Raw genomic sequence first — 11392 nt, 5'->3', positions numbered from 1 at the left:
GCCGGCGCAGAGCCAGCGCGATCTGCATGGGGGACCACACGTGAGACCACGACGAGACAGCGGTGCGCGTCGTCGCTCGTCCGCAGACCAGCTTCCCACGGTCGGCATCGGGATCATTGCGACCGTCGTCATCGTCGCGGCCGTCGTCCTCGTCGTCGGTTTCATCGTCGTTCTCGCGCTGGGTGGCCGTTGACGGCGATCGCATCACCACGCCTCGCGTGGAGTCGACTGGCTCGAGCCGCGATGCGCACGTCGATCTGACGAGTCTCCGCCGCGTCAGCCCGCCCGCACCTGTCGGCCACGCGAGTCGATGTCGGGCACCGTGGCGGTGGTCGCCGCTTCGCGCGAGCCGAGGACGGTGAGCGCATGCTCGACCGCCTCCCGCACGCTCAAGCCGGTCGCCGTGAGGGTGTTCAGCTGCGCGAGGGCCTCGGGATCCACGATGACGACCGAGACGGGCGACTCGGGCCCCGCCTCGCCCACGGCGGACCCGGCGCGAGCCCGACGGGTGGCGAGCCCGCGAGCGATCCACGCCCGGTTCCGCTCGACGTCGATCTTCAACAACCGTTTGTTGTTCCGGACCCGTTCGGCGACGAGTCTGCCCTCGTGGATGTCGGAGTACACCTGCCAGCGTGGGTAGAGGAGCCGGGTCGCGAGGTCGGTCGGTCGCAGGGGGACCGGGAGGTCGTCGATGAAGTCCTGCAGCACGGCGTCCGCGAGCGCGGCGCGGAGCGGTCGCCGCTGCAGCACGTCATCGGGCGAGGTGGGGAACGGCAGGGTCATGGGGATCCGGTGGTCAAGGGTCGGGTGTGATCCAGTGTCGCTCCGGGTCCTGGGTCCGAGATGGATCCCGCCTGGAAACCACCCCGGAACCAACCCCTGCAAGCCGTTGACCATGCAGGTGCCGGTCTCATCGCACGGACCTGATCGGCAGCACGGCGAGTCCGCCCAGGACGGCGAACAAGATCGCCGCGAGATACAGCGCGTGGTAGTTCTCGCCGCCACCGAGCGCGAGTAGGGGGACGGCGACGATCGGTACGAGCAGCTGCGGGAGTTGATACGAGAGGGAGACGATGCCGAGGTCCTTGCCGGCCTCGTCGAACGACGGCAACACCTCCGTCATGAGGGCGATGTCCACGGACACGTAGGCTCCCTGAGCCGCTCCGACGATGAAGATGCCGACGAGGAACACGGTGACGTCGGGGGAGACGATCGCGACCCCGAGCCCGACGGCGCTCAGCAGGCTGGAGACGAGCACGATCGGTTTCCGTCGCCCGGTCCGGTCGGAGATCCAGCCGAACAGCACCGTCATGACGATGTTCCCGACCGTGAAGATGATGAGCGCGTTCGCCTGGACCCCCGATGCCTGCTCCTTCGGGATGCCCAACTGGTCGATGATGAAGAACAACAGGTAGATCGACACCGAGACGATCGACATCGTCACGAGCAGCCGGCAGGCCCAAGCCCAGAAGAAGTCGCGGTAGCGCACGGGGTTCAGCCAGTACGTGGACAGGACGTCGGCGAGGCGCAGCGGCGGAGCGGGTACCGTCCGCACGATGTCCCGGAGCCCGAACACGAGCGCGGTGCTCAGGACGCCGCCGATCAGGCCCGGGACGACGAACCAGGTCCACCGCGCGTCATTCGGGAGGGCGGCGACGATCTGCGCACCGACGATCAGGGCGAGCCCGCCCGAAACGCTGGCGGCGGCCGCGACACGCGCTCGGGTCCGCGCCGGGATCTGATCGGCGAGCAGCGCGTGCACCGCCATGTTCGTCGCACCGAAGCCGAGCTGCACGATGCTCCAGCCCAGGAACGTCACCGCGAGGCTGTCACCCGTCGCCAGGATCGTGACCCCACCGAGCGCCACGATCGCGCCGCCGAGCATCCACGGTCGCCGCATCCCGAAGCGCGAACGTGAACGGTCGGACAGCCGGCCGAACAGCGGCGTGATGATCATGATGACGATGCCACCGACCGCCGCGACGATCGAGAGGTTCGTCCCCTTCGTCGCGTCGTCGAGGAAGGCGAGGGCCTTCGGGATCGACGCACCGCTGATGGTGCCGAGCGCCAGCGTGACCCCGAACCAGGCCAGGACGAACAGCGGCAGGAAGCCGCGTGCCTGCGGTGACCCGGGGACGGCGTCCGGATCGACCGCCGCGACGGGGACGGCGTCACCGATCCGCGGCTCCGGCTCGGCGGGTTCTGTGGACGGACCGGTGGGTGGGGTGTGAGCTGACATCATCGTCTCCTCGGCTGGATCGGCTCTGGCGTGAGCGGGTTCGTCCCGTAGGCCTCACGGAGCGCGGTGGCCTGGACCGCCTGCCACTCCCTCGCCCCCTCCATGACGGCCGTGAGACCACCAGACGCATGGACGTGCCCGTGCCCGATCCACGTCATCGTCGGAACCCCCGCCTCCATGAGTCGGCGTCCGTACGCCAGACCTGCGTCGCGGAGCGGGTCGTGCTCGGCTACCTGGATCACTGTGGGCGGCAGGCCCGAGAGGTCGTCGGCCTCGAGCGGGGAGGCGTAGGCGTCCACCGCCCGCGGACTGCCGAGATACAGCGGCACGAGTGCCTCCGCGTCGTCCAGTCCGAACCCGCGCGCATACCGTGTGGCGGAGTCGCCCGATGGGGTCAGCGACACCGCGGGGACCTCGAGCGCCTGATGGACGAGCGGGAGATCACTCGAGTCACGCAGGTGGAGGACGGCGCTCGCCGCGATCCCGCCGCCCGCCGAGTTGCCGGCGATGCCCAGGCGGCCTGGGTCGATGTCGAAACGGCTCGGGCCCGCTTCGGTCGTCAGGACCCGAAGGGCGTGGACGGTGTCGTCGACGGCGGCCGGATAGGGGTGCTCGGGTGCGAGCCGGTATCCGAGCGCGACGACCTGGATCCCGGCGGCGAGCGCCCGGGCGGCGAGGAGCCGGTCGTTCAGGAGCTCGTGGACGGTGCCCGACGTGAAGCCGCCGCCGTGCAGCGCGAGCTGGGTCGGCGCCGGAGACGGGAGTCCTTCCGGGCGGTATCGGCGGAGCTCGAGCGGCCCGGCCGGTCCGTCGATCCAGCTCGTGGTGATCTCGACCGACGGCGGCGCGGGTTCGGTGAACTCCTCCGCCAGGAGGTCGGAGAGCCGCCGCGCCGCCTGCCGACGGAGGACCAGGTCCGAGGAGCGGAGTGCCGGCAGCTGCTCCGCGTGCTGCTCGATCCGCCCAGCCCAGGCGAGGACACCCGGATCCAGCCGCAGCTCCTCCACGGACGTCACCGCGAGGCCTCCGCCGGCTCGCGGAGCGGCGCACCGTAGCTCGCCGGCTCCTCGTGCAGCGTCCGCAGGGTCGTGATGACGTCGCGATGCAGGTGGTCTGCCGCCGGGACGTGACCGGTCAGCCCGCCGGAGGTGTGCGTCTGCCCGATGTACCGGACGCAGCTCACCGGCACGCCGGCCTCGCTCAGCACGCGGGCGTAGGCCTCGCCGTCTCCGCGGAGCGGGTCCATCTCCGCCGTGTAGATGACGGCCGGCGGCAGATCCCGGTGGTCGGTCGCGAGGAGCGGCGATGCGTACGGTTCGCGCTGCGTCGCCCGGTCCGGCCCCAGGTACTGGAGCACGAGCTGGCGCGCGAGGCGACGCAGGATGGCACCCGGGACCTGCGTGATCCCCCGGGCGTCGAGGTGTCCGCGGGTCAGGTCGAGTGACGGCGCCTCGAGCAGCTGCAGCCGGATCGGTCGTTTGGCGCGGTCGCGGTTCATGAGGGTCACGGCGGCGGCGAGGTTCCCGCCCGATGATGCACCGCCGATCGCGAGTCGGTCGGGGTCGCCGCCGAGTGAACGTGCGTGCTCGGCCGCCCACTCGAACACGGACCAGCACTGCTCCGGCTGCGCGGGGTACCGGACCTCCGGGGCCAACGAGTACTCGCCGGCGACGATGATGACACCGGCCTCCCTGGCGCGGCGACGGAACCCGGCATCCCAACCGATCCAGTCGATCCCGGCGATCGTGAAGCCACCGCCGAAGAAGTAGACGAGGACGGGCCGACCACCGGACGCACCGTCGGCGAGGGCGGGGAGTCGCTGCTGGTCGGGCCAGTAGACGCGGAGCCGTGCGTCAGGGTGGCCGGGCACGTGGACGGTGTGGTCCTCGGTCGCCGCCACGAGGGTCTCGGTGCCGAGCGCCTCGGAGGACACCCGGTCGAAGGCGGCCGCGTGTGCACGCCGGCCGACGGGATCCTTCGGCTCGGGCGTCTGCTGCAGTGATGCCAGACGCCCGGTGACCGCCGTGACGAACGCGTCGACGGTGGGCTTGCTCCGAGCCATGGTGTTCCTCCGATCCCGGCATCGATGCCGTGTCCGGTTCGAGTATCCGTTATCGAAGAACTTCGATCAAAGAACTTTTTACGGGCTAGGATCGACGGAGGAGGTGCGCCATGGACGAGCGACCGCAGAAGGCCACGATCTACGCGGTGGCCAAGCGTGCCGGCGTGAGCATCTCCACCGTCTCCCTGGCCATCAACCACCCGCAGCGCGTGAACGAAGCGACGCGACGATCGGTCATCGCCGCGGCGACGGAGCTCGGCTACCGAGGTGGCGCCGCCGCGAGCGGCGCTCAGCGGATCGCCGTCGCGGCGCCGTTCTCGAGTTACGCCTCCTACTACCGGCGACTGTCGGGGCTCATGGAGCGCGCCGCGACGGACTCCGTCGAGATCGTCGTGCACGACCTCCCCTCGGCGGCGGGGAGCGACAGTCCCGTCCTCGACGCGCTTCCCATGCGTGCGGGGATCGACGGCATCATCGTGATGGGCGTGCCGCTGTCACCGGCCGCGTTGGAGTCGAAGGCGCTCCCCGGCCCGCCCGTCGTCCTCGTCGACGTCCCGGACGGCGCGCAGCGGCGGCTCGGGCTGCCCTCGGTCCTGATCGACGACGAGCAGGGTGGTGAACTCATCGCTCGACATCTCGCGGAGCTCGGTCACGAACGCGTGGTGTTCCTCCACGAACCGCAACGCTCCGAGGAGTACGTGTCGGCCGGCATGCTGCGGGCGCGCGGCCTGGGTCACCTGCTCTCCGTCTCCGAGGCCGTGGCCGACGTCGCCGCGACGGACCTCGTCGAAGCCGTCGGTGCCGCGCTCGAGCGGGCGTTCCGGGCCGACCCGGAAGCGACCGCCGTGGTCGCCAACCACGACGAGCTGGCCGCCGCCGCGCATCGGGCGTTCCGCGTCACCGGCGCGCACCTGCCCGAGGAGCGCTCGCTCGTCGGCTACGACGACGGACCGCTGGCGTCGGCACTCGACCTCACGACCGTCCGCCAGCCGTTCGAGGAGTCCGGGTACGCGGCGCTCGATCTCCTGCTCGGTCGGCTCTCGGGTGAGCACGCCCGCGTCTCATCGGTCCAGCTCGCACCCGACCTGGTCGTCCGAGGCACCACCTTCCGCGTCTGACCCCGACCCCGCGAGCGCCCGCCGCCGCGACGCTGTTAGCCTCGACGCACGAACACCACCGTTGAGGGAGGAATCGTCATGGGCAACGACGCCGGACGACAGGACCGAGCACGCGCAGGATCGGGGCGGGACGGAGCGGTGCAGCCCGCGGGCGGCGGGGAGGCGGAACCCGTCCTGGTCCAGGATCCGGAGCTGCCGCCCACGGCGGTCGACGAGGCCGACCTCGCCCCGAGATGGACCCCGGCGAAGGTGATCCTGTGGGTCGCCATCGCCCTCCTCGGCGGTCTCGCCTGGACGATGCTCGCCCTCGTCCGCGGTGAGACGGTCAACGCGATCTGGTTCGTCTTCGCGGCGGTCTGCACCTACCTCATCGCCTACCGCTTCTACTCGAAGCTCATCGAACGCAAGCTGCTGCGCCCCGACGACCGACGAGCGACCCCGGCCGAGTACCTCGCCAACGGCAAGGACTTCGTCCCCACCGACCGCCGGGTGCTCTACGGCCACCATTTCGCGGCGATCGCCGGTGCCGGTCCACTCGTCGGCCCGGTGCTCGCGGCGCAGATGGGCTACCTGCCCGGCACCATCTGGATCATCATCGGCGTGATCCTGGCGGGTGCCGTGCAGGACTACCTCGTCCTCTTCTTCTCGATGCGCCGTGGCGGCCGCTCCCTCGGCCAGATGGCGCGCGACGAGCTCGGCGTGATCGGCGGGACGGCGGCGATCATCGCGACGCTCGCGATCATGGTCATCATCGTCGCGATCCTCGCCCTCGTCGTCGTCAACGCGCTCGGCGAGAGCCCGTGGGGTGTCTTCAGCGTCTCGATGACGATCCCGATCGCGCTCTTCATGGGCGTGTACCTGCGGTTCATCCGGCCGGGCAAGATCACCGAGATCTCGATCATCGGTTTCGTCCTGCTCATGTTCGCGATCGTCGCCGGCGGCTGGGTCGCCGAGACCGAGTGGGGTGCCGCGGCGTTCACCCTCGACCGCACGGTCATCGCCGTCGGGATCATCGTCTACGGCTTCGTCGCCGCGATCCTGCCGGTGTGGCTGCTCCTCGCACCACGTGACTACCTCTCCACGTTCATGAAGATCGGCACGATCGTCATGCTCGCGGGAGCGATCGTCCTCGTCCGCCCGGAGATCACGGTCCCGGCGTTCAGCGAGTTCGCCGGTGGCGACGCCGGCCCGGTCGTCAGCGGCTCGCTGTTCCCGTTCCTCTTCGTCACGATCGCGTGCGGCGCCCTCTCCGGCTTCCATGCGCTCATCGCCTCGGGCACCACGCCGAAGCTGATCGAGAAGGAGCGCCAGACCCGCTTCATCGGATACGGCGGCATGCTCATGGAGTCGTTCGTCGCGATCATGGCCCTCGTCGCGGCACTGTCGATCGACCGCGGCATCTACTTCGCGATGAACTCCTCCGCGGCGGCGACAGGTGGCACCGTCGAGGGGGCGGTCGCGTTCGTGAACTCGCTCGGTCTCGCCGGGGTCAACCTCACGCCCGACGTGCTCACGCAGACCGCGGCGAACGTGGGGGAGGAGTCGATCGTCTCCCGCACCGGCGGTGCGCCGACGCTCGCCCTCGGCCTCGCGCACATCATGCAGCAACTCATCGGCGGCACGTCGCTCATGTCGTTCTGGTACCACTTCGCGATCATGTTCGAGGCGCTGTTCATCCTCACCGCCGTCGACGCCGGGACGCGCGTGGCGCGCTTCATGCTGCAGGACACCTTCGGCAACATCATCCCGAAGTTCCGCGACCCGGACTGGCGGATCGGAGCGTGGATCTGCACTGCGGTGATGGTGGCGGCGTGGGGAGCGATCCTCATCATGGGCGTCACCGATCCGCTCGGCGGCATCAACACCCTCTTCCCGTTGTTCGGCATCGCGAACCAACTGCTCGCCGCCATCGCGCTCGCCGTCTGCATGGCGATCGTGGCGAAACGCGGGAACTTCCGGTGGCTGTGGATCGTCGCCGTCCCGCTGGCCTTCACCGCCGTGGTCACCATCACCGCGTCGATGTTCAAGATCTTCTCGCCGGTTCCGGCCGTCGGCTACTGGGCGCAGAACGCGGCGTTCCGCGAGGCGCTCGCGGCGGGCGAGGACAGCTTCGGCAATGCGCCGACGCGGGCGGCGATGGAGGCGGTCGTGCGGAACACCACCGTGCAGGGAGTGCTCTCGATCCTGTTCGTGACCCTCGCGATCATCGTCATCTTCTTCGCGATCCTCCACACGGCGCGGTCGTTCCGCTCGGGTGGCGGGCCGAGTTCGGAGGATCCGGCGCTGCCGTCGCGCCGGTACGCGCCGTCGGGTCTCCTCGCCACGAAGGCGGAGAAGGCGCTCGAGCGCGAGTGGTCGACCGTGGACGCCGATAAGCGACCCGCGCGGTCGGGGCACTGATGGCCGGCATACGACGGGGCTGGGCCGCGCTGCGGTGGTTCGTCACCTCGCTGATGGGCGACACCGCCTACGCCACCTACGTGGATCACCAGCGTCGCGTCCATCCCGACGCAGCCGTTCCGGACGAGCGCACGTTCTGGCGAGAGCGCTTCGCGGAGCAGGACCGGACGCCGGGCTCGCGCTGCTGCTGAGTGGCGGCTGCTGTCGATGCGATTCAGGCCCGTGAGCGTTGCTTCCAGCCGGTGAGCCGCTGGAAGCGCCGGCCGTCGATCGGGACGGTGCGGTCGATCATCGAGAGCGTGGCCCGGTGGGTCCCGCCGACGACCCGGGTGGCCTGCTCGGTGGCGGCCGCGACGCGTTTGGCGACCATACCGACCGTGCTGGCTTCACCCTTGAACCCCCACACCGTCGTCGTGTGGAGGACGGAGCCGTACTCGGTCGGCCGGACGGCGACGGGCACCGCGCACCGGGCGAACGGCCGGCGCACGCCGAGCAGCGAGAGGAGCGGCACGACCTCCAGGGCGAACCCGCTCCAGTTCGAGGCGGCGTCGTCGCCGATGACGGCGTAGCGGACGGTCCAGGGGTCGGCGGTGAACTCCTCTGGAGCCACGGCGAAGCCGTCCGCCTGCAGCGTCGACAGCATGGCCGTCAGGGTGTCGGTCGGTGGAAGCGGTGAGACGACCTCATGGAAGCGCACCATCGATCCCACGGAGAATGCGTGGCCGCTCACGCCGGAGTCCCTACTGGTCCACCGCGTGGACGGAGAGCACGACCTGCTCCTCCGGCACGAGTGCCTCGAGTGCCTTGCGAGCGCTCGGGTAGTCGCGACCCTCGGCCTCGATGGTGCGGGTGGCGGTCGGACGGAAGACCGCGGTGCCGACGAGGTCGCCGTTCACTCGGCCACCGCCGTGCAGTCCGGCGAGGGCGTGCCCGGGAGGGGTGGAGGCGATGACAGCGGCACGCAGAGCGGCGACGTCGGGTGCGGAGGCTTCGGTGGTGATGGTCGCGCGGTCGCGGACGGTGGCGATGAGCTTCACCCCTCCAGCCTACGGAACGTCGTGTTCCGGGACGAACCCCTTCCTGTGCCTGCCGAGAGACCTCCTGCTCCGGTGATCCTGTCCCGGTCCCTGAGCCTGTCGAAGGGCACACGAGCAACTTCCACAGTCGCCCTCACTCGGCATCTGGAATGTCAGTGGTCCATGGTGGACTTGTCCCATGACCGAGACCACCCTCACCGCGACCCGCGTCGGCGACGAGTACGCCGCGCAGCTCGCGGAGTTCTCGGACCATTACGCGGACATCCAGCGGCGTCGCTCCAACCTGGACGCTGAAGAGGCCCGGCTCCTCGCCCGCTCAGCGGCCTACGCGGACGCCTACGCCGACTCGGTCATCCCGACGGCCTTCCCTCCGGCCGAGCGCCTGGCGCTCTCGCGCCGCTCCACCTGCGCGGCCCTCGCGATGGCGACCCGCACCCCTGAGCGGACCGTGCAGCGTGCGACGAACGACGCCGAGCGGCTCGTCAACGAAGCGCCGGCCGTGCTCGCCTCCCTTGAAGCGGGCCGGATCTCGGCCAGGCACGCGCAGACGATCATCGACCAGCTCAGTGACGTCCCGACCGAAGGGCGGCCAGTATTCCTCGCGGAAGTCCTGCCGGTTGCGGAAGCGTCCACCAACGCGAACCTTCGCAGGCACGCCCGAGTGCTCCGGGAGCGGCTCCACCCCGAGTCCATCACCGCTAGAGCAATCCGCTCGGAGGCGGACCGCCGGGTGGAGTTCGAGCCCGCAGCGGACGGCATGGCCTGGGTGCATCTCTTCACCACGGCGCCCATCGCGCAGGGCATCGTCGAGCGGGTCGAGGCGGCCGCGGCCGAGTCACGCTCGGCGGGTGACACCCGCACCTGCGCACAATTGCAGGCTGACGCCCTCGCAGCCCTCGCGCTCACCGGCGTCACGCCCGACGACGTCATGTCGAGCCCGGCGCTCCCGCACCCGATCGAGGTGCAGGAGCACATCAAACCGACCGTGCAGATCACGGTCCCGGCGCTCACGATGGCCGGCGTCTCCGATGCACCCGGCATGCTCGACGGCTACGGCCCCATCGACCCGGAGACCGCGGCACGTATCGCGGTGAACGCCCCCAGCTTCACCCGGATCCTCGTCCAACCGGAAACCGGCGCAGTCCTCTCCGTCGGCCGCAACCAGTACCGCGTCCCGGCCGATCTCCAACGGGCGGTGCGCCTTCGGGACGGCACCTGTCGGGCACCGGGCTGCGGCAGGCGTGCTCGGGCGTGCGACCTCGATCATTCGGTCGCGTGGGAGAACGGCGGGACGACAGATGTCGGTAATCTCGCCTGCCTGTGTCGACATCATCACCGGATGAAGCATCTCCCCGGGTGGAACCTCGACCACAGACCCGGCGGGGTGCTCGAGTGGACGACACCCGACGGGAAACACCACCGGACGGAACCGGACCCCGCACCGTTCTGACCCCGCCGGCGAAGGGTTCCTCGTGGGCACTTCGACAAGCTCAGTGACCGGGGAGTGTGCCGCACACGCTGGTCCCTGAGCCTGTCGAAGGGCGGTCGGGTCGCACGCTCAGCGGGCGAGAAGGTGTGCCCGGACATGCGCGGCTCCTGTAGCGTCGAGACGAGCTGTACCTCAAGGTCGCCCGAGGTCGATTCGAGGAAGCTGGTGGAACGCGGTGCACAGCCCCGACGAGTTGCTCAGTGTCGGCGAGATGAGCCGTCGCACCGGTGTCGCGGTGTCGGCACTGCACTACTACGAGCGGCTCGGCCTCATCGGTTCCGAGCGGACCACCGGCAACCAGCGGCGATACCCCCGCCACATGCTGCGCCGCGTCGCGCTCATCTCGGTCGCGAAGCGACTCGGTATCCCGCTCGAAGACGTGGCGGAGGCGTTCGCCGACGTGCCACTCTCCAGCACCCCGAGTCACGAGGACTGGCAGCGCGCGTCTCGCCGCTGGCAGAAGGTCCTCGAACAGCGTCGGCGCGGGATCGAGCAACTCGAACGCGAGCTCACCGGCTGCATCGGCTGCGGCTGCCTGTCGATGAAGGCGTGCACGCTCCTCAACCCCGACGACGAACTCGGCGACACCGGCACCGGCGCCAGGCGCATCCCGGTCTGAGTGCTGCCGGCCCGGTGCTCAGCGTTCGCGGCGTTGCCCGAACGTGTTGGGATCGACCGGCCGCAGCCGCTTCGGCAGCCCCTCGACGACGAGCAGGTACGACTCCGTGACGAGGTCGTCGACGAACGCCGGGTCGAGCTCGCCGTCCGGCTTGAGCGAGATCCAGTGTCGTTTGTTCATGTGGTAGCCGGGGATGATGTCGGGGAAGGCCTCGCGCAGGCTGCGGCTGTCCTCGGGCCTCGCCTTCAGGGTGACGATGGGTTCGCCCGTCGCCCCCGTCTGCAGCATGAAGACCTTACCGCGCACCTTGTAGACGTCCCACTCCTCGCCGAACGGGTGCGTCAGCTCCGCACCGGGGAGTTCGTCGGCGCGGCGAGCCGCCCGCTCCTGCAACTCCGAGCCGTGCATCGTGATCCTCCTCGGTGTCG

The 11392-nt window shown here is 70.0% G+C and carries 13 protein-coding genes; 6 read left to right on the top strand and 7 right to left on the bottom strand.

Annotated elements, in window-relative coordinates; genetic code table 11:
- Positions 1-40 precede the first annotated feature (40 nt).
- A complete protein-coding gene (locus tag AC4PMY_RS07685; protein WP_157583494.1) occupies positions 41-193 on the top strand; it encodes a hypothetical protein in 153 nt (50 codons plus the stop codon).
- Between the two features lie 83 nt (positions 194-276).
- Here AC4PMY_RS07685 and AC4PMY_RS07680 read toward each other — a convergent pair whose 3' ends face one another.
- The 4 genes from AC4PMY_RS07680 to AC4PMY_RS07665 all read right to left on the bottom strand — a co-directional run bounded on the left by AC4PMY_RS07680 (position 277) and on the right by AC4PMY_RS07665 (position 4301).
- Positions 277-783 (bottom strand): hypothetical protein, encoded by a 507-nt coding sequence (locus tag AC4PMY_RS07680; RefSeq protein WP_064295964.1) that lies wholly within the window; start codon positions 781-783, stop codon positions 277-279.
- Between the two features lie 127 nt (positions 784-910).
- On the bottom strand, positions 911-2239 hold the full coding sequence (locus tag AC4PMY_RS07675) for an MFS transporter (RefSeq protein WP_491622356.1): 1329 nt from the start codon (positions 2237-2239) through the stop codon (positions 911-913).
- Positions 2239-3255: an alpha/beta hydrolase gene (locus AC4PMY_RS07670; protein WP_491622355.1), complete on the bottom strand. Its 1017-nt coding sequence runs from the start codon at positions 3253-3255 to the stop codon at positions 2239-2241. The genes AC4PMY_RS07675 and AC4PMY_RS07670 overlap by 1 nt, the downstream gene beginning before the upstream one ends.
- Positions 3252-4301, bottom strand: a complete 1050-nt coding sequence (locus AC4PMY_RS07665; RefSeq protein WP_064295966.1) for an alpha/beta hydrolase — start codon at positions 4299-4301, stop codon at positions 3252-3254. The genes AC4PMY_RS07670 and AC4PMY_RS07665 overlap by 4 nt, the downstream gene beginning before the upstream one ends.
- Before the next feature lie 110 nt (positions 4302-4411).
- Between AC4PMY_RS07665 and AC4PMY_RS07660 the strand changes: the two genes are divergently transcribed.
- The 3 genes from AC4PMY_RS07660 (at position 4412) to AC4PMY_RS07650 (ending at position 8010) form a co-directional block, all read left to right on the top strand.
- Positions 4412-5419 carry a LacI family DNA-binding transcriptional regulator gene (locus tag AC4PMY_RS07660; RefSeq protein ID WP_491622354.1) on the top strand — a complete coding sequence of 336 codons (1008 nt, stop codon included), beginning with the start codon at positions 4412-4414 and terminating at the stop codon, positions 5417-5419.
- A gap of 78 nt (positions 5420-5497) precedes the next feature.
- Positions 5498-7819 carry a carbon starvation CstA family protein gene (locus AC4PMY_RS07655; protein WP_082916134.1) on the top strand — a complete coding sequence of 774 codons (2322 nt, stop codon included), beginning with the start codon at positions 5498-5500 and terminating at the stop codon, positions 7817-7819.
- Entirely contained in the window at positions 7819-8010 is a 192-nt protein-coding gene (locus AC4PMY_RS07650; RefSeq protein WP_064295968.1) for a YbdD/YjiX family protein, read from the top strand. Before AC4PMY_RS07655 ends, AC4PMY_RS07650 begins: the two co-directional genes overlap by 1 nt.
- 23 nt (positions 8011-8033) lie before the next feature.
- On the opposite strand, the gene AC4PMY_RS07645 is transcribed toward AC4PMY_RS07650, so the two are convergent.
- Positions 8034-8549: a hypothetical protein gene (locus tag AC4PMY_RS07645; RefSeq protein WP_491622353.1), complete on the bottom strand. Its 516-nt coding sequence runs from the start codon at positions 8547-8549 to the stop codon at positions 8034-8036.
- A gap of 10 nt (positions 8550-8559) precedes the next feature.
- Positions 8560-8856, bottom strand: coding sequence for a hypothetical protein (locus AC4PMY_RS07640; protein WP_064295970.1), 297 nt, complete (start codon positions 8854-8856; stop codon positions 8560-8562).
- A gap of 178 nt (positions 8857-9034) precedes the next feature.
- Here AC4PMY_RS07640 and AC4PMY_RS07635 point away from each other — a divergent pair, with 178 nt between their 5' ends.
- Both AC4PMY_RS07635 and soxR read left to right on the top strand, forming a co-directional pair.
- Entirely contained in the window at positions 9035-10306 is a 1272-nt protein-coding gene (locus tag AC4PMY_RS07635; RefSeq protein WP_491622352.1) for an HNH endonuclease signature motif containing protein, read from the top strand.
- A 190-nt stretch (positions 10307-10496) separates the two neighbouring features.
- The gene (gene soxR, locus AC4PMY_RS07630) at positions 10497-10964 is read left to right on the top strand and encodes a redox-sensitive transcriptional activator SoxR (protein WP_276207401.1); all 468 of its coding nucleotides are present in this window, start codon (positions 10497-10499) and stop codon (positions 10962-10964) included.
- A gap of 18 nt (positions 10965-10982) precedes the next feature.
- On the opposite strand, the gene AC4PMY_RS07625 is transcribed toward soxR, so the two are convergent.
- Complete coding sequence (locus AC4PMY_RS07625) at positions 10983-11372, bottom strand: MmcQ/YjbR family DNA-binding protein (RefSeq protein WP_491622351.1); 390 nt, start codon at positions 11370-11372, stop codon at positions 10983-10985.
- Positions 11373-11392 lie beyond the last annotated feature (20 nt).

This window comes from Plantibacter sp. MDV22-iso1, assembly GCF_058408345.1.
The sequence above is the reverse complement of the archived record's forward strand: the minus strand, read 5'-3'. Positions and strand labels throughout refer to the sequence as shown.

Bases quoted from the DNA above. Each gene is read 5' to 3' on its own strand.
- AC4PMY_RS07680 (WP_064295964.1), bottom strand. From the start codon at position 783: ATGACCCTGCCGTTCCCCACCTCGCCCGATGACGTGCTGCAGCGGCGA.
- AC4PMY_RS07675 (WP_491622356.1), bottom strand. From the start codon at position 2,239: ATGTCAGCTCACACCCCACCCACCGGTCCGTCCACAGAACCCGCCGAG.
- AC4PMY_RS07665 (WP_064295966.1), bottom strand. From the start codon at position 4,301: ATGGCTCGGAGCAAGCCCACCGTCGACGCGTTCGTCACGGCGGTCACC.
- AC4PMY_RS07660 (WP_491622354.1), top strand. From the start codon at position 4,412: ATGGACGAGCGACCGCAGAAGGCCACGATCTACGCGGTGGCCAAGCGT.
- AC4PMY_RS07655 (WP_082916134.1), top strand. From the start codon at position 5,498: ATGGGCAACGACGCCGGACGACAGGACCGAGCACGCGCAGGATCGGGG.
- AC4PMY_RS07650 (WP_064295968.1), top strand. From the start codon at position 7,819: ATGGCCGGCATACGACGGGGCTGGGCCGCGCTGCGGTGGTTCGTCACC.
- AC4PMY_RS07635 (WP_491622352.1), top strand. From the start codon at position 9,035: ATGACCGAGACCACCCTCACCGCGACCCGCGTCGGCGACGAGTACGCC.
- AC4PMY_RS07625 (WP_491622351.1), bottom strand. From the start codon at position 11,372: ATGCACGGCTCGGAGTTGCAGGAGCGGGCGGCTCGCCGCGCCGACGAA.